The sequence below is a fragment of the Nostoc sp. genome (assembly GCF_036917555.1).
Lineage (GTDB): Bacteria > Cyanobacteriota > Cyanobacteriia > Cyanobacteriales > Nostocaceae > Nostoc.
Genome location: NZ_JBALDD010000064.1, coordinates 56,659 through 74,806, shown reverse-complemented (window position 1 = coordinate 74,806; position 18,148 = coordinate 56,659). Strand labels below are relative to the sequence as shown.

Sequence of the window (18,148 nt, the reverse complement as noted above, 5' to 3'; positions counted from 1 at the left end):
CCGTGTCAAGAGAATTTTTGCCGTTAATGCTAATCACTTCTCTGATATCTATTAGTTCTACTTATACCTGAATAATCCTGAGAAAAAATTGGTAAATCGTCAGGATATTACTTTTGTCGCCATGTAAATGTGACTATGCCAATTATAAAGATGACATTCACTGAAGGATGTTTATACTGTGTTACAAAAGTTACTATCAAAAAACCATCAAGGTTGAAATATTAACTAAGTAGTTGAAATATTGAAAACCTAGCTGTGGATTTAAATAGCTATTGGTTGAATCAAAAGTTTAGCAGCCGATTAAGTTCAGTAATCCTGTATCCAATAAAACCCTTACAGTTAATTTCTAAAAAAATTGTAAGGGAACGTTCAACCATGTTAGTTCATCGTTAATCGCGGGAACAATAGCAACAGTTGAATAGCTGACCGTAATCTAAGCTGACCGAAATCTATTGTTACCTGGAGCCATTGAGACTATCTTTATGCCAGCAACATCTTTTTATGCAGACGCCCCCTACAACACCAAAAAGTCTAACCAGGCTTTGGACTCGGATCTCACGGTTGATGACAGTGAGTTATCGGTAGATGACCTACAGGAGCTAGAGATAGCTTCTGTTGACAATGCTAACTTTGCTGCTAGCACCAACCGTCGGAGTACAGACCTAGTACGTCTATATCTTCAAGAAATTGGTCGGGTTCGCTTGTTGGGGCGTGATGAAGAGGTTTCAGAAGCTCAAAAAGTCCAACGCTACTTGCGGATGCGGATAGTACTTGCTAACGCCGCCAAACAAGGGGATGAAGTGATTACGCCCTATCTTCGGTTAATTGAAGTTCAAGAACGTCTTACCTCAGAACTGGGACATCGGCCGTCTTTGGAAAGATGGGCTGCCACTGCTGATATAGTTTTATCCGATCTTAGGCCGACTTTGGCAGATGGCAAACGTCGCTGGGCTGAAATCGCCAAGTTGACTGTAGAAGAGTTGGAGCAAGTTCAGTCCCAAGGACTCCAAGCAAAAGAACACATGATTAAGGCGAATCTTCGCTTAGTTGTGTCTGTTGCTAAGAAGTATCAAAATCGTGGTTTGGAATTGTTGGATTTAGTCCAAGAAGGTACATTAGGTTTGGAGCGGGCTGTAGAAAAATTTGACCCAACTAAGGGTTATCGCTTCAGTACTTATGCTTACTGGTGGATTCGTCAGGGTATTACACGGGCGATCGCTACTTCTAGTCGCACGATTCGCCTACCGGTTCATATTACCGAAAAGTTAAACAAAATCAAAAAGGCTCAACGCAAAATTGCTCAAGAAAAAGGTCGCACCCCAACTCTAGAAGATTTAGCAACTGAGTTAGAGATGACACCGACCCAAGTCCGAGAAGTTTTGTTGCGGGTTCCTCGCTCCGTTTCTTTGGAAACCAAAGTAGGAAAAGATAAAGACACTGAGTTAGGCGAATTACTCGAAACTGACAGTGTAACTCCAGAAGAGATGTTAATGCGAGAATCTTTACAAAGAGATTTGCATCATCTTCTGTCAGATTTGACTAGTCGAGAGCGCGATGTAATTTTGATGCGGTTTGGTTTGGCAGATGGTCATCCTTATTCTTTAGCAGAAATTGGCCGCGCTCTTGACTTATCGCGCGAACGAGTCCGCCAAATTGAATCCAAGGCTTTGCAAAAGCTGCGTCAACCCAAGCGCCGCAACCTCATCCGCGACTATTTGGAGTCTCTAAGTTAGTCATTTGTCATTAGTCATTTGTCATTAGAAAACTACACTTGACAAATGACTAGGACAAAAGGCTGATTTTATTCCCAGGTCAAAAGCCTCTTAGAAGCTTGTAGCAAATAATTTGTATTTAATTGTACAAGAGTTTCCCTAAACCTTTGCTCAGATATCTTAAAGGTGGGGATAAACTCAGCAATTCAAAATTCACTCATTCAAAATTCAAAGTCAAGGGATGTAATCGTTACAAACATCCTAACTATTAGCTGTATGCAAATTAAATGCACTACAGCTTATTACTTGGATTTTGAGCAAGATTTTATAAATTATTCTTAAGTATTTAGTAAATATTGTCAATAAGCAATGATTGTTGCAAATTGCTCAAAAGATTTGTTATATTCTCAATTAACGATATTTGTTGAGAAATATTAGTATGACTGTCTACACAACTACTTCACTTAAGGCAGAATTGAACGACCGAGGCTGGCGTTTAACTCCCCAACGCGAAACAATTTTACACATTTTTCAAGAACTTCCGCAAGGTGAACATCTGAGTGCGGAGGATCTTTATCATCGGCTCGAAACTGATGGTGAAGGGATCAGTCTGTCAACTATTTATCGGACTTTGAAGTTGATGGCAAGGATGGGAATTTTACGGGAACTAGAATTGGGCGAGGGACATAAGCATTATGAGATCAACCAGCCCTATCCCCACCATCACCATCACTTAATTTGTGTTCGATGCAACTCAACTATTGAGTTTAAAAATGATTCAATTTTAAAAATTGGGTCAAAAACCGCTCAAAAAGAAGGTTTTCACTTACTGGACTGTCAAATGACCATTCATGCAGTGTGTCCCAAGTGCCAACGGGCGCTGATGCCGCTTTAGCACTTGGGTGGATAAATAAGACGAAACTACTCAAATTAACCAAATAAATGGAATCTGAGCAGTTTGTAATTTGCTGTTACTGGAGGCAAGCAACCAGTTGGGAACTGATACTAACGACACCAAAGCGGATGTTAAAAGCGTCCGCTTTTAAGATCCTTGAGACTAATGCCGTAGAATTCTTGGGCTTGTTTAATCGCTTTTTTGGTGTCATCTGCCATCACACCATTCAGCTTGCCTTTATAAAAACCCCGCTCCCGTAGTCGGGTTTGAATTTCTAAGGTATTAAATTCGCTTTTGCTAACAGTATTAACTGAGCTATATAACTTAGCCCGTGTAGTTGGACCAGCAACACCACTTGCTGTCAAAAAATTAGCTGCCTGAAATCGGCGTACAGCATCAGCAGTATAGGGGCCATAGTAGCCATTTGGCTCTCCCTCTAAATATCCTGCCTGGATCAATTGTTCTTGAACAATTCTAACTGGCTCACCGCGATCGCCTACACGAAGTTTGTCTCGATTGACTACCTTTTTGGGAGCCTCTTCTCCATCACCGATGCCAACTCCCGGCAATTTACTCAATGTTGCTGGGCCTGCAATTCCATCAACGCTTAATTTGTAAGAATCTTGGAACCGCTTGACAGATTCTTCAGTAATTGGACCAAATATGCCTGTAGCGTTTCCGTAATAAAAGCCTGCGACTCTTAACTGTTCTTGCAAAGCTCTGACATCTTCACCTTCATCTCCCTTAGCAAGGTAGTTGGGATTGCGGCGCTTGCTGGTGGCTGAACTAGTAGTGCTGGGCTTTTTGGCTTGTGCGCTTACAGCAGTGCTTCTTTTAACTTGTGTAGCCGTAGTTGTAGGCTTTTTGGCCTGCCAACTTTCTAATTTTTGCAGGGTGCTTGCTCCCACAATGCCGTCCACTGGTAAACCAGCGGCCTTTTGGAAGCGCCGCACAGCTTCTTGTGTGGATGCGTCATATACTTGGGTAACAGAAGATTGGTAAAAACCTGCTGTTCTCAACTTTTGTTGTAAATTCCTGACAGAAGGGCCTTGATCGCCTTTTTCCAGTGCCATGACGCTACTGACGGCGCCAAGAATAGATAAAGACAGAGCAAGGGGCAACATATACTTCCAAGCCCTACCAGAAAGCCTTTTCCAGTCTGGCGCAGCTGCTTTGTTAAACAAAGAACTGAGGGAGACCAATTCACTGGGTGTGCTGTCTTCGTAGGCGAAAGCTAGGTGCAAATACGCAAGATTCTCCATATTTGTTTCCTACACCATTGATTTTTCTTCGATAACTGCTTCAGCTTGATGTACTAGGTTCCTCAAAGCTTCTAATGTTCCTATATTTACATCCTCCCACAAATTGCGCTTGTGTGCTTCTAATAATTTTTCAGCAATATCACGCAGTGCATAAGGGTTCTTTTCCTGAATAAATTCTGACACAACTGGATCGAGTAAATAAGCATCTACTATGCCTTGATACATATAATCTTCGACACATTTAGCTGTTGCATCGTAGGCGAATAGGTAATCTACCGTCGCCGCCATTTCAAAGGCTCCTTTGTAACCGTGGCGCATAACTCCTGCAATCCACTTGGGATTAACTACGCGAGAACGATACACTCGTGCAATTTCTGCTTTCAGTTGACGAACACGTGGTTGGGCGGGTATAGAATTATCTCCAAAATAAGTTTGGGGATTTTTTCCCTGTAGAGAACGCACCGCCGCTGTTAAGCCACCCTGAAATTGGTAATAATCATCAGAATCGAGTAGATCGTGTTCGCGGTTGTCTTGATTGTGCAGGACAATTTGCATTTGAGACAAGCGTTGCTCGAAGGCTTCGGGGGAGGGGAGTGGGGAGTTAGGAGTTAGGAGTGAGGAGTTAGGAGTGGGGATTGGGGACTGGGAGTTAGGAAGAATTTCTGCTCCCCTGCTCCCCTGGTTACTGAGCGACTTGCCCTGAGCGTAGTCGTTGGCGCAGCCTCTCGTAGAGAAGGGAGTCGAAGTCTGCTCCCCTGCCAAGTTTCCCGATGAGTAGGCGTAAGAACTCCAGTTAATGTAGGCGCGGGCTAAATCTTCGTCATCTGTCCAGTTTTGCGATTCGATTAAACCTTGGAGTCCGGCGCCGTAAGCACCTGGACGAGAACCAAAGATGCGATAGCGCGATCGCACCACGGCTGCTTCTAAAGTTAATCCTTGGCTTGTCCACAAATCAGTTTCTTGGCGAACTGCATCGGCTAGGGGATTTTGTTCTGGCGGTTCATCCAAGTCTGCCACTGCTGATACTGCTTGATCGAATAAGTCAATTAAGTTGGGAAAAGCATCCCGGAAGAATCCAGAAATTCGCAAGGTGACATCTACACGAGGACGCCCCAAAATCGCTAAGGGCAAAATTTCAAAATCTACTACTCGCCGTGCTGCACCATCCCACACAGGTTGAACTCCGAGTAAAGCCAAGGCTTCAGCTATATCATCACCGCCTGTTCTCATGGTGGCTGTTCCCCACATTGATAAGCCTAGTGTTTTGGGATACTCGCCATGCTCTTGCGTGTAATATTCTACGAGGGTTTCAGCAGCTTTTCTGCCGATATCCCAAGCTGTCTCTGTGGGAATGGCGCGAATATCGACAGAATAAAAGTTTTTCCCTGTTGGTAGAACTTCTGGACGGCCGCGCGTAGGTGCGCCAGATGCAGCGCTGGGGACATATCCGCCATTGAGTCCGTGTAATAAATGGGTGATTTCTTGATCGGTTTTTTGTAAGGCGGGAAGGAGGCGATCGCGTATCCAGGTACAGACGCGATTCATCGCGTCTGTACAAGATTCCTGATTTCTAAATTCTGAATTCTGAATTCTGAATTCTGAATCCTGATTTATTAGTTGTTCTACTAGAAGGGCGGCGTATTCTTCTAGGACTTCGACGATATCACCGAGGGTACGGCATTCTGTGCCATTGACTATTGAGTATTCACCACTAGGCATTGACAAATCGGCTGTGAGGGGATCGAAGTCTAAACCCCAATCTTGAGCTATGGCACGGGTAATACCTGAAGAATGGCGATTGGGGATGCGAGCGATCGCTACTATTAAGTCTCGGAGTTGCCGTCCTTGAGGACATTGCCCAAAAATGTGCAACCCATCGCGGATTTGGGCTTCTTTCAATTCACAAAGATAGCCACCGATAGAATTCAAAATTAAAGATGACGCTCGCGGACTCGCTAACGCTGCGCTAACAGAATTAAAAATTTCTGTTTCATTTTGGATTCCTAAATCTAGATGGAGATTTTCTTTGATTACCAGTTCGTGGATGCGATCGCGAATCACTGGCAAACGCGAAGGATCTAAACTGTCCGCCTCATAATACTCATCAATTAAATTTTCTAATTGTTGCAAAGAACCGTAGAGTTCCGCACGAGTCATCGGCGGCGTGAGGTGATCTATAATCACCGCTTGAGCGCGACGTTTGGCTTGGGAACCTTCACCAGGGTCATTGACAATAAACGGGTACAGATGGGGAAGTGCGCCAAAAGCCACTTCTGGATAACAATTACTCGATAAAGCCACACTTTTACCGGGTAGCCATTCTAGATTTCCGTGTTTCCCTACATGAACTACAGCATCAGCACCAAAAGTTTCTCTGACCCAATAGTAGAAAGCTAAATAAGCATGAGTTGGTTCTAAATCCGGTGCATGATAATTCAAACTGGGGTCATTATCATAACCCCTGGCTGGCTGAATTCCCACGAAAATGTTGCCGAGTTGAATTCCGGGAACGGGGAAAGAGGCAGAGGGGAAGAATTCTTGATTGCTCCCCTGCTCAAAATTACCCCACCTTTCACTAATACCCTGCTGCACTGCTGGCGGTAATGAAGCGAAATATTCTTGATATTCTTCCCAAGAAACACTTTGGTGTACCGGAAGCCATTCTTGACCTTCCGGATCGTTAGTTACGCCAGCTGTCAGCCGTTGAATCAACTCATCTCCTTGAGCAGGTGGATTTTCTACTTCATAACCAGCCAGATGTAGAGCTTGCAGGATTTCTACACAACTTGCTGGGGTGTCGAGTCCCACACCATTGGCGAGGCGGCCATTGCGGTTGGGGTAGTTTGCCAGAATTAAGGCAATTCGACGTTCTTGGGGTGGTTTAGAACGTAGACGCGCCCAATTTGCTGCTAGTTTAGCAACGAACTCGATGCGATCGCTCACTGGTTCATAAATTACCACATCTGTTTCTAAATGGGGATTACGAGTTTGCAATGCTTTAAAAGACACAGCACGAGTAATAATCCGCCCATCTACTTCTGGTAGCGCCACATTCATCCCAATATCGCGGGGAGAAAGCCCTTGAAACTGCGATTCCCACTGCTCAATTGACCCGCCACTGAGGATTACCTGCAACACAGGCACATCTAATTTTTGCCACAGGTCGGTTTGGGGTGTTTCGCTTTCCAAGCGTGCTAGAGAAAAACTGGTGGTATTTAGCAGCACAGCGATTGATTCAGCTTCTTTGGGTTGGAAAAATTCACTCAACTCAACTTGCACATCAGGTTCACGCAATGAAGAAACAAATACTGGCACTGGTTGTAAATTTTTCTGTACCAAAGCTTCGCATAAAGCATCAATTACTTTAGTGTTTCCTGCTAAATAATGAGCGCGGTAGAAAAGGATGCCGATTTTGGGCATGAGGCATGGGGCATCCCTTCTCTGCGAGACGCTACGCGAACGGCTTCGCTCAGGGCAAGTGGGCATTGGGTATTGCAACCCTTGAGCTTCAAAGGTGGATGAACGGAGTTCTGAGGTGGATTCATCCGGTTCAAAGGTGGATGAACGAGTATCTGAGGTGGATTCATCCGGTTCAAAGGTGGATGAACGCAGTTCTGAGGTGGATTCATCCAGTTCAAAGGTGGATGAACGCAGTTCTGAGGTGGATTCATCCAGTTCAAAGGTGGATGAACGCAGTTCTGAGGTGGATTCATCCAGTTCAAAGGTGGATGAACGCAGTTCTGAGGTGGATGAACGGAGTTCTAACTCTCTTCTGCTCCCCCGGTTACTGAGCACAGTCGAAGTATGCTCCCCCACTCCCCACTCATACAATCCCACACGCGGAATTGGCCGGGGTAACGGCGGATTATATGCAGTTAATAAGCAACTATCGGAGATAAATTGCAGAGCATTAACAAAATTTTCCACGCCGCCTTCGCTAAAATACTGCCATACTTGGTTAACAACACCCAAGGGCACGGTAGACTGGGAAATTAAATCGGGATCAAAAGCGTCATCCCCTGGCATTACAATCAGGGTTCTACCATTACGTTGCACAATTTCCTGCACTACTTCTAAGCCATAACCCCAGTAAGAACGTCCTCCTAACAGGCGCAAAATAATTACTTGAGCATGTTCTAAAACTTGCTCTCCATAATTATCTATGCTTAATTGTTGCTGCAACTGCAACAGATTAGCGACTCTCAATGCAGGAAAGCTCCCAGGTAATTTTGTCACCGCAGCTGCCAAAGTTTGAATATCGGTATCAGCAGCCGTAATCAACACGAAAGGCGCGGGAGTTTGTTCTAAAAAAATTAAACCCTCTGACTGATTCCATCCACCCGATGTGCTACTTATACGATGCATAATCCTGTATTACCGTTTTAAGTTGTTGGTTAGTAGATAATTAAAACAAACTTTTTTCCCTGGATTCAGCCCCCTCTTACCAAAACGACTGAAAATGCTTAGTTCTCCTGATTTGAGCTTTTCTCGAACCTTGCCTATTGTTGTATTTAATCAGCTTGGGGAATTGTTAGAACAGATGGCTCAAACGGTAGGAAGTGCCACTCTGGTGTTGATAGAAGCTGTGTTAGTACGAATTGGTATACCTGTGGAGTGGCAAAGGCAAAGGTTTATGCTAGTGGTTTCTGAGCAGTTTAGTGCGCTCTTGGTAGGAAACTTTGAAGAGGAGCATACTTCGACTGCGCTCAGTAACCAGGGGAATAGGGGAGCAGGGGAGCATACTTCTCTACAAGAGGCTGCGCCAACGACTGCGCTCAGTAACCAGGGGAGTAGGGGAGCAGGGGAGCAAGGAATTTACTCGGTACTCAATGCTCAGTTGACGTTTAATTTTGAGGCGATCGCTTCTTTTGTCTACAAATTGAGAGACTTGTTTGAGTGCGATTCTTATACTCACCAAAATCTTGAACGCTATCAGCAAATTATTAGACCCAATGATGCCACACTCCAAAGTCAATTCACGCTGTTGTTATTAGAATATCTCCTAACTCAGCCAAACCAAGAAATAATAGCACCTCCAAGCCCAATTGGGCCAGCAGTTTATATCTGTCAGCCAGTGGAAGATGCTTTAAAAAAACAGATTTCCCAAGAGCGGCTATTAAATCAGGTAACAACGCAGATCCGCAAAAGCTTAGATTTGCCTGTCATTATGGCAACAGCGATTACACAGGTGCGTGAGTTTCTGGAATTAGACAGACTAGTAATTTATAAATTTGCAGGTTCCCAAGTCAATACTCAACCATACCAGTCTGATAGTATTCCCCTCAATGAAACGGCACTGACAACAGGTATGGAACTATCAGTTAGGGAACCTGCCGAAATCTATTTTTCTATACATGAGAACAAGGGTGAACACTCGCCTTTTGTATCAGTTAATAATCAAATCCTATTAGAAGACTACCAACAGTATGGAGGTTATATTGTCTATGAAGCTCGTGCTACAGGTGCTATTACATCGGTGTTAAATTACACGGAAAAAAATGCTTTGTCCGAACCTCTCAGTGTTGGGAGAAGTATCGCCAAGGCTTTACTTTAGCTGTGGATGATGTCGAAAAAACTTATGCTCTGGAAGAGTGTTTGTTGAATTTTTTAAGGGAATGCCAAGTTAGGGCTAAGTTGGCTGCACCGATTATGTTTGAGGAAAAACTGTGGGGATTGCTGATTGCTCATCAGTGCAATGAACCGTACCAGTGGAGTGATAGCGAAAAAAACTTGCTGGTTGCGATCGCAAAACAATTAGCGATCGCAATTCACCAAGCTGAGTTAATGCAAACGCTCACCCAAGAAAAACAAACTCTTGAACAACGAGTTATTGAACGCACAATGGCTCTGCGTGATGCTCTCCTCGCCGCCGAAGCTGCTAGCCGGATCAGAAGTGAATTTCTCGCTACCATCAGTCATGAATTGCTCACGCCTTTAACTTATGTGATTGGGATGTCTTCGACGTTATTACGCTGGTCTTTGGGTGAATTGAGTCAACGACAACGCGGTTATCTGCAAACCATCCACGACAGTGGAGAACATTTATTAGAAATGATTAATGACATTCTCGATTTATCGCAAATCGAGGCTGGTAAGACAGCTTTAAATATTTCGGAATTTTCTTTGGTGAATGTTGCCGAAAATGCTATGAAGTCACTGCAAAAAAAAGCAACGAGCGAACAAATTAATCGATCGCTTTATCACCGATGCCGAACGAGTAGAACAAATCCTTTTGAATCTATTAAATAATGCGATTAAATTCACCCCAGAAAGTGGTAACGTTACTTTACGTCTTTGGGTGGAAGATAATACTGCTATTTTTCAAGTGGAAGATACCGGGATTGGCATTCCCGAAGAACAATTACCATTACTGTTTGAGAAATTTCAACAACTCGATACACCTTATCGCCGCCGCTACGAAGGCACTGGGCTGGGACTGGCTTTAACTAAACAACTTGTAGAACTCCATCGAGGTCGAATTGAAGTAGAATCAACTGTAAGTATTGGCTCGATTTTTACTGTATGGATACCAACTTAGGCAGTGAGACTGGTGAGTTAGAAGTTATTCGATTTGAGATTTTAGACTTTGGTGTGAGCGCTCAGTCGAACGCTTCTTTCTTCAATCCAAAATCAAAAATTCTCCCCTTGTCTCTTTCTTTAATTTGAGGCTAGGCTAATTAGCATTTTTTCAAAAATTTTCAACACATACTCCTCTCCATTGTCTCTAATAAAAAGGCTAAAATTTGGATGAGAGTTGATTTCAATTAACCAATATTGATTATCTCGATCTAACACGATATCAAAACCACCATAATCAAGGTCTAACTCTTGAAAAACTGGTTGAGCAAAATTAGCAATTTCTGACAGTATTTGTGGATCGTTGATATACTTGGCTTTCGCACCATCCCAGTGTAGAGGACTGAGATTACCGACAAATTTGGCATCAGTTATATCTTTTTCATAGAGTAGAACCAACTCTTTATTTAAGAAAACGGCTCTATATTCAGATTTTATGTGAATAAATTCTTGGGCAAGAGCGACGTAATCATACTTATTATTAATATTAAAAATTTCTTTTAAAGCAGTTTCAATTTCATTTATATTCTCACATAAAAAGACATTATGTCCGCTCGCACCAGAATTTCTTTTAATAATCACTGGTGTTTCAAAATTTTCTTTTATTTCCAATACGATATCTTCAATAGTTGGGATTTTTAAGTAAATCTTATATCGGCTGTCACAAAAAGGCGAAAGAAAACCTACTGTCCGAGGAAGTTTAACTTTTTTATTTAAAACATGATAAGTGTATTCTTTGTCTTTGATAAGATGTGCTACTGCTTGATTAAGTAACGGAGTGCTATAGTTACAAAAATAATGTTGTTTACTATTCAATTTTATTTTGATTAAATTTTCAGATGGATGAAAAATTTCATAGCTGATGTTTAAGCTTTCACAAGCTTTGAGCAATAGCGAAACGTTGTCTAACATAAATACTTAAAGTTAAACGTCTAAATTACGAATTAGGAATTAGGAATTACGAATTATTTTAACTTGCTGTTTGCCGTTTAAAAATTACTATCTCAGTCCCAACAACCGGGTTACGAGCTATGAGTCTATTTTGGGAGTCGATAATTTCTAAATGAGTAAAATCAAGTTCTTGAGAGCGTTGTAATATCTTTGCAGCTAGCTTGTCCTGCTGAGATTCTTTGAGAGTGTACCAATCATCACTAATTTTGACAGTCAAGTTACTTGTACGGAAGTTAGCTTGAATTGACTTTATCAAACCAGAGGCAATGCGATCGCTAATTTCGGCTACCTGATTTTCAATAGCCGCAATCAAGGCTTGTTCAGGTGTCAATTCTATGATTGGTGTCGGCGTTGGTGTTGGTGTAGGAATTGGTTCTGGTTCCGGCGTTGGTGGGGTGGTTTGTACTTCTGGCGGCGTAATTTCCTCTGGTGGCTGTGGTTCTGGTGCGACTGACTCCAGTGGAGTAGTTACCGTTGGTGTTGGTATCAGAACCTTTTCAACCGGGGGAACAGTTGCTACTTCCGTAGGTTTACCAGTAAAGATAGTCGTAGTTGTCCAAACAAGAATTACAGCAATTCCAGTAACAATTCCTGTCAAAGCTGTATCTGATAACTTTGTTGACAAATTTGATGGTAAAAACAAGCGGATTGTCCTTAACAATCCACCCCACCACAACTGAAGCTGCTGGAAAAAACTGGGTTTGTCCTCAGTACCAGGTGGGGGTGCTGTCTCTAGTTTTTCTACCGTTACTTCTAAAACCCCAATCGTCCCTTGGAGAAGTTGGATAATTTTAGCCTTCCAAAATGGCTGAACTCTCTGGTAAGGTTTTTGGGGAGGTTGAGTTATCTGCTCATCCGTCGGTTTTGACTGATTGTCTTGTGACATGGAACTTTCACCAAAAGCAGCGAATCAAAGACAAACAACGTACATTATTACTGGTGCTGCCTTCTTTTGCATTAATGTATCACTTCATTGCTCATTGTTTTCGCTAAACTGACTATTTATTAAATTTGGTGACTTATGAAACTGAAACGCCGTCAATTTTTATTTTTAAGTAGCCTCAGCGCCATTAGTACAGGATTTTTAAGCTGGATGTTTGCTCATCAAAATCATCAAAGTACTGATATTAGTGATTCAACAACAGCTGTAGCCGCTAACCCAGCCAAAAAAGACTTGTTATTACGTTTTGTGTCTGTAGCAGATACGGGAACTGGGGCTAAAGGACAGTATGCTGTGGCTAGAGCGATGAATGCGTATCATCAGAAAAATCCTTATGATTTAGTCGTTTTAGCTGGAGACAACATCTACAATAACGGCGAAATTGAAAAAATTAATGCAGTTTTTGAGCGTCCCTATCAAGGTTTGCTAAAGCTTGGTGTGAAATTTCAGGCTTGTTTAGGTAATCACGATATTCGTACTGACAATGGCAATCCACAAGTCAAGTATGCTGGCTTTAACATGAAGGGACGTTACTATACATTTCGCCGGGGAACTGTGCAATTTTTCGCTTTAGATACTAACAGTAATGCTGATTGGAAAAACCAGCTAAGTTGGTTAGAAAAAGAATTAAGTCTTAGTAATGCTCCTTGGAAAGTGGTGTTTGGTCATCATCCGATTTATTCATCGGGTCAATATGGGAATAATCCAGATTTTATTAAAACTTTCACTCCTCTATTTCAAAAATACGGTGTTCAACTTTACATCAATGGTCATGAACATAATTATGAACGCACTCGTGCTATTGATGGTACAACTTACTTAATTTGTGGTGCAGGTGCTGGTAATCGTCCTGTAGGGCGTTCTGAGTGGACAGGGTATTCTACCAGCGACTTAAGTTTTGCCTCTTATGAAGTGTATAAAGATAGAATAGAAATAAGTGCGATCGCTACTAATAATCGCGTTTTTGATAAAGGTATTATTAAACTAAAATCAGCGTAATTATTATGAAAGTCAAGCGCTTGAAAATGCAATCATTCCGTGGAATCGGCGATTTGACGCTTGATTTTCATGAGGCTGAACCAACAGTACTTATTGGTATCAATGGCGTTGGTAAATCAAGTATTCTTGATTGTCTGGCTATTCTTCTGTCACAGTTTATAGGTAGGATTGCATCGAATGAGGACATGTTTACATCTGCCAACCAGAGTATAAATGTTTTGGGCAGTCAAATAAATATTCAAGGGCATATTTACGGGAGCCTTAATTTATACTCTGATAATAGTAGTCAATCAAAGTTATTCGGAGAGCAAAACAGTAAAATTCGTAATTTCAGCGAACAAGATATTACGAATGGATGCGATGAAACATACAACGAAATTCAAGTTTTACTCGACTCTTTATCAGTAAATTGGTTTCTAAAAAATGATTTTAAAGGAAACAGTAAAAATTTAAATAACTATCAGGACGAATTAAAAACAGTTGTTGAAGAAATTCATCATCAATGGCAAAAAAATCCTGAAACTAGTTTGCCTCTAGCAGTTTATTATCGAGTAAATCGTGCAGTTATTGATATATCTCTCGATATTTCAAAAGATTATTCATTTGAACAGACAGATGCTTATGAACAGGCATTAAATGGTATACAAATCAGCTTCAGTACCTTCTTTCAATGGTTTAGAACGTTAGAAGATTTAGAAAATGAAAAAAGGCGAGACACTTCAAGTTATAGAAGCCACCAACTAGAAGCAGTAAGACAAGCTATTTCTTCATTAATCCCTTATTTTTCAAATTTACGTGTGCGGCGTTCTCCTCTGCGAATGACTGTAGAAAAACAAGATCAGGAGTTCACAATTAATCAGCTATCTGATGGTGAGAAATGCTTGCTGGCAATGGTGGGAGACTTAGCAAGACGATTAGCGATCGCCAACCCAGGTTTATCAGATCCGCTCGAAGGTGAAGGTGTTGTTTTAATTGATGAAATTGAACTCCATCTACATCCCAAATGGCAACGAGAAATTATTCCAGCTTTGACAAGAACATTCCCTAATTGTCAATTTATTGTCACTACCCATTCACCTCAAGTAATTAGCCAAGTCAAACCAGAAGGAATTTACATTTTAGAAAAAACAGACGAAGGTGTTGTTGCAAAAAGACCAGAAAGTTCCTTTGGGAGAGACAGCAATCGCATTTTAGAAGACCTCATGGGTGTTCCAGAACGTCCCCAGGAAATTAAGGAAAGTCTTTTAGAGCTTTTTCGACTAATTGATGCTGGAAATATTGAAGGTGCTAGGCAATTACGTCAACAATTGGCTATTGAAATTGGAGCAGATGAGCCAGAGTTTGTTAAAGCGGATGTACTCATTCGGCGGAAGGAAATTCTCAATCGATGAAGCACATCAAAAAGAGTCAGGAACCAGAAAAATTTACCAAATGGAAGGCTTTGGAAAATGATGAGTGGAAACCTAGCTGGGATGATAATTTTCAAACACCAGAAAAACCTATTGTACATGATGCTTTACTAAAGGAACAGGGATATATCTGTTGCTATTGTGGAATGCGTATCACCAGAGAAACTAGCCATATAGAACACCTCAAGCCTCGTAGTGCTTATCCAAATCTGGCGCTGGAGTACACAAATCTTATCGCTTCATGTCAAGGAGAAAGTGAAGAACCTCCTACTGTTCCGGTGCATTGCGGACATAAGAAAAAGTATTGGTACGATGAAAATTTGATGGTTTCACCCTTGGAAATAAACTGTGCTGATTTTTTTAAATATCCTGCTTCTGGTGAAATTCAACCGACAGATAATCCAGGTAAAAAAGCTGTTGCTGAAACAACAATTAAAAAGCTAGCACTTGATATTGACAAACTGCAAAAGATGCGTAGAGTAGCAATTGATGCTGCATTGCTGGCTACTGAAGGTTTGACTGAAATAGAAATAAAACTGCTTGCTGAAGGTTATGAAAAACTGGATGTTGATGGACAACATACTCCGTTTTGTACCGCAATTAACTATTTACTCAAAAATTATTTTTGATTTAGTAAAGTGTGTGCGTAGGCGTAGCCCGTCGTAGATATCGCATTTACTTTATACTAAATAACATTACATTAATACTCATCGCAAAACGTTTATGATTCTTGAAGCAGTTATGCTTCATGTCAAACCTAGTTTGGAATCCGATTTTGAAGCTACTTTCACAAAAGCTTCTAAAATTATTTCCTCAATGGACGGATATTTATCCCATGAATTGCATAAATGTATAGAAGTCAAAGGTAAATACTTATTACTTGTCAGATGGGAAACTTTAGAATCTCATACTGTAGGATTTAGAAATTCTGCTGAGTTTCAAGAGTGGAAAGAACTTCTGCATCATTTTTATGAGCCTTTTCCCATTGTTGAACACTTTAAAGAAATTGAAATATAAAAAACAAGAACCCCGATTTATCAAATAAAACGGGGTTCTGCGATTATACTCACTCTACTCGTTGCAACTGCGCTACTCTTGGATCAACAATTTTTTGTCCCAAGCTAGAAAATTTAATTGCCACAGACATCTTACTACCCGTTCCGAAAACATGAGTAATTTCACCAAGCCCAAAAGTTTTATGTAATACTCTATCGCCTACTTGCCAATTCTGCTTCGTATCTTGTTTTCCATTCGGAGTATAGGCACTTTTAATATAACTTTGACGACTTAGGCGTTGAGTAGTTAATAATTCTTCTGGCAATTCGTCGAGAAATTGCGATCGCACAGCAGGTTCACGAGAACCATACAAACGGCGTTCACGCGCGTGTGATAAATATAACCGCTCTTGGGCGCGAGTAATTCCCACATAACACAAGCGGCGTTCTTCTTCCAAAGATGCCGGATCGCTCAGTGAGCGGTAGCCAGGAAATAGCCCTTGTTCTAATCCCACCAAAAATACTACGGGAAATTCTAGCCCTTTAGAAGCGTGCAAAGTCATCAAAGAAACGGCTGTTTGTCCTTCTTTTAAGTTATCCAAATCGGAACTAAGGGCGGCACTACTCAAAAAGTCTCGCAGGGAAATCTCTTCGTTTTCTTCTTGAAATTGCAGTGCAGCGTTGTAAAGTTCTTGGACGTTTTGTACCCGATCTGTAGCTTCATCTGTGCCTTGATTCATCAAGTCTTGAACGTAACCAGAGTCTTCTAATATTCCTTGTAAAACCTCAGTTACCGGAAGCGTAGCAACTTGTCCTTGCCAACGGCTAATCATTGCGGCAAAGTTATTTACAGCTTTTGTCGCCCGTCCAGCTAATGTATTAACTGATGTTTCATCGCTGAGTATTTCCCACAAAGTTGTCCCTAATTGCTGGGAGGCGTTCACCAAAGCATCAATAGTAGTTTTGCCAACTCCCCGGCGGGGAGTATTGATAACTCTTAATAAACTGACTGTATCAGCTGGATTATTTATCGCTCTTAAATAAGCAACAACATCTTTAATTTCTTTGCGATCGTAAAATCTCATTCCTCCCACAACTGTGTAAGGAATTTGATATTTCACCAACAATTCTTCAAATGGTCGAGATTGAGCATTCGTTCGATAAAGTATGGCAAAACAACCCCAGTTCAACTCTGGATTTTGGTTTTTTAAAGTGCTAATTTGATTAATTACAAATGCCGCTTCTGCAAGTTCTTCATCGGCTTTGTGACAAGTAATCTGTTCACCCGTCCCCCGCGTCGCTTTCAGGACTTTATCTATCCGTTGGGTGTTATTTTCAATTAATTCATTAGCTGCTTGCAGAATGTTTTCACAAGAACGATAATTTTCTTCTAGCTTAACCATCGTCCGGGTGTCATCATCTACCAAACCATCGCCAAAGTCTTCCTGAAATCCTAGCAAGATGGTGAAATCTGCCATCCGAAAGCTGTAAATTGATTGGTCTGCATCGCCGACAACAAAAACTGAGCGATTTTCCCATTCCCATTCGCTCTTTTTGGTTTCGCCATTAGTAACTAATAAATTAATCAGTTGATACTGAGTGCGGTTAGTATCCTGATATTCATCTACGAGGATATGACGAAACTTGCGATGCCAGTAACCCAATACTTGCTCGTTTTGTTGAAATAATCTCGTAGGTACAAGAATTAGATCGTCAAAGTCAAGAGCGTTGTTTTGTGCTAATTTATCTTGATATAAATTGTAAACTTGGGCAATTACCCGTCCGCGATAATTAGGTTGATCTCGCTCAAATTCTTGGGGTGATAAACCTTGGTTTTTAGCATTACTAATAGCGTAGCGGACAGAGCGGGCATCAAACTTTTTATCGTCTAAATTTAGCTCTTTATTAACGATTTCTTTGATCAGACTGATAACATCTGATTCATCAAAGATAGAGAAATTGCGATTCCAACGGCGTCCTTTTTCGTCTACGTATTTTTCAATATCAAAGCGGAGAATGCGAGAAAATAGACTGTGGAAAGTGCCACACCATAAGTCTTTGATCGTGTTTTTGTAAACTTGCGATCGCAGTAGCGTTTGCTGGTATTCTGTCAACAAATCAAAACGTTGACCGTGTTGTTTCATTGCCAGTTGTTCAGCAAACAGCCGTTGAATCCGGTCTTTCATCTCCCGCGCGGCTTTGTTGGTAAAAGTAACCGCCAGGATATTTTCTGGATCAACACGGTGTTTCAGAATCAGATTGGCAATACGATAAGTCAGCGCTCGTGTTTTACCGGAACCTGCGCCAGCAACAACTAGCAACGGGCCGCAGTAATGTTCGACAGCTTGACGTTGGCTGGGGTTAAGGTGACTAAGAAAGTCGATGGTTGTTGTCATGGATGTGAAAAAG

Annotated in this window: 11 protein-coding genes and 1 pseudogene; 7 read left to right on the top strand and 5 right to left on the bottom strand. The window is 41.5% G+C overall.

The features are described from left to right. Positions 1-482: 482 nt before the first annotated feature. The gene (gene sigC / locus V7K60_RS25470) at positions 483-1,733 is read left to right on the top strand and encodes an RNA polymerase sigma factor SigC (RefSeq protein WP_334929538.1); all 1,251 of its coding nucleotides are present in this window, start codon (positions 483-485) and stop codon (positions 1,731-1,733) included. 418 nt (positions 1,734-2,151) lie between these two features. After that, complete coding sequence (locus V7K60_RS25465) at positions 2,152-2,607, top strand: Fur family transcriptional regulator (RefSeq protein ID WP_292844215.1); 456 nt, start codon at positions 2,152-2,154, stop codon at positions 2,605-2,607. 131 nt (positions 2,608-2,738) lie between these two features. On the opposite strand, the gene V7K60_RS25460 is transcribed toward V7K60_RS25465, so the two are convergent. Together V7K60_RS25460 and cobN are read right to left on the bottom strand one after the other, a co-directional pair. Beyond that, positions 2,739-3,869: a peptidoglycan-binding domain-containing protein gene (locus V7K60_RS25460; RefSeq protein WP_334929536.1), complete on the bottom strand. Its 1,131-nt coding sequence runs from the start codon at positions 3,867-3,869 to the stop codon at positions 2,739-2,741. Between the two features lie 9 nt (positions 3,870-3,878). Further along, positions 3,879-8,234: a cobaltochelatase subunit CobN gene (gene cobN / locus V7K60_RS25455; RefSeq protein WP_334929534.1), complete on the bottom strand. Its 4,356-nt coding sequence runs from the start codon at positions 8,232-8,234 to the stop codon at positions 3,879-3,881. A gap of 94 nt (positions 8,235-8,328) precedes the next feature. Between cobN and V7K60_RS25450 the strand changes: the two are divergent. Beyond that, positions 8,329-10,407 (top strand): annotated as a pseudogene (locus V7K60_RS25450) (GAF domain-containing sensor histidine kinase). A 119-nt stretch (positions 10,408-10,526) separates the two neighbouring features. On the opposite strand, the gene V7K60_RS25445 reads toward V7K60_RS25450, so the two are convergent. Next, positions 10,527-11,357 (bottom strand): ATP-grasp domain-containing protein, encoded by an 831-nt coding sequence (locus tag V7K60_RS25445; protein ID WP_334929532.1) that lies wholly within the window; start codon positions 11,355-11,357, stop codon positions 10,527-10,529. Positions 11,358-11,415: 58 nt separating this feature from the next. Next, positions 11,416-12,282, bottom strand: coding sequence for a hypothetical protein (locus V7K60_RS25440; protein WP_334929530.1), 867 nt, complete (start codon positions 12,280-12,282; stop codon positions 11,416-11,418). Between the two features lie 135 nt (positions 12,283-12,417). On the opposite strand from V7K60_RS25440, the gene V7K60_RS25435 reads away from it, so the two are divergent. The 4 genes from V7K60_RS25435 (at position 12,418) to V7K60_RS25420 (ending at position 15,761) form a co-directional block, all read left to right on the top strand. Beyond that, entirely contained in the window at positions 12,418-13,335 is a 918-nt protein-coding gene (locus V7K60_RS25435) for a metallophosphoesterase family protein (protein WP_334929529.1), read from the top strand. Positions 13,336-13,340: 5 nt separating this feature from the next. Then, entirely contained in the window at positions 13,341-14,726 is a 1,386-nt protein-coding gene (locus tag V7K60_RS25430; RefSeq protein ID WP_334929527.1) for an AAA family ATPase, read from the top strand. Beyond that, on the top strand, positions 14,723-15,373 hold the full coding sequence (locus V7K60_RS25425; RefSeq protein WP_334929525.1) for a retron system putative HNH endonuclease: 651 nt from the start codon (positions 14,723-14,725) through the stop codon (positions 15,371-15,373). The genes V7K60_RS25430 and V7K60_RS25425 overlap by 4 nt, the downstream gene beginning before the upstream one ends. 94 nt (positions 15,374-15,467) lie before the next feature. Then, the gene (locus V7K60_RS25420; RefSeq protein WP_334929523.1) at positions 15,468-15,761 is read left to right on the top strand and encodes an antibiotic biosynthesis monooxygenase family protein; all 294 of its coding nucleotides are present in this window, start codon (positions 15,468-15,470) and stop codon (positions 15,759-15,761) included. A gap of 49 nt (positions 15,762-15,810) precedes the next feature. Here the strand turns inward: V7K60_RS25420 and pcrA are convergent, their stop codons facing one another. Continuing rightward, positions 15,811-18,135 carry a DNA helicase PcrA gene (pcrA, locus tag V7K60_RS25415; RefSeq protein ID WP_334929521.1) on the bottom strand — a complete coding sequence of 775 codons (2,325 nt, stop codon included), beginning with the start codon at positions 18,133-18,135 and terminating at the stop codon, positions 15,811-15,813. Positions 18,136-18,148: the final 13 nt, after the last annotated feature.

Bases quoted from the DNA above. Each gene is read 5' to 3' on its own strand.
- V7K60_RS25420 (WP_334929523.1), top strand. From the start codon at position 15,468: ATGATTCTTGAAGCAGTTATGCTTCATGTCAAACCTAGTTTGGAATCC.
- pcrA (WP_334929521.1), bottom strand. From the start codon at position 18,135: ATGACAACAACCATCGACTTTCTTAGTCACCTTAACCCCAGCCAACGT.
- V7K60_RS25435 (WP_334929529.1), top strand. From the start codon at position 12,418: ATGAAACTGAAACGCCGTCAATTTTTATTTTTAAGTAGCCTCAGCGCC.
- V7K60_RS25465 (WP_292844215.1), top strand. From the start codon at position 2,152: ATGACTGTCTACACAACTACTTCACTTAAGGCAGAATTGAACGACCGA.
- cobN (WP_334929534.1), bottom strand. From the start codon at position 8,234: ATGCATCGTATAAGTAGCACATCGGGTGGATGGAATCAGTCAGAGGGT.
- V7K60_RS25440 (WP_334929530.1), bottom strand. From the start codon at position 12,282: ATGTCACAAGACAATCAGTCAAAACCGACGGATGAGCAGATAACTCAA.
- sigC (WP_334929538.1), top strand. From the start codon at position 483: ATGCCAGCAACATCTTTTTATGCAGACGCCCCCTACAACACCAAAAAG.
- V7K60_RS25445 (WP_334929532.1), bottom strand. From the start codon at position 11,357: ATGTTAGACAACGTTTCGCTATTGCTCAAAGCTTGTGAAAGCTTAAAC.
- V7K60_RS25425 (WP_334929525.1), top strand. From the start codon at position 14,723: ATGAAGCACATCAAAAAGAGTCAGGAACCAGAAAAATTTACCAAATGG.
- V7K60_RS25430 (WP_334929527.1), top strand. From the start codon at position 13,341: ATGAAAGTCAAGCGCTTGAAAATGCAATCATTCCGTGGAATCGGCGAT.
- V7K60_RS25460 (WP_334929536.1), bottom strand. From the start codon at position 3,869: ATGGAGAATCTTGCGTATTTGCACCTAGCTTTCGCCTACGAAGACAGC.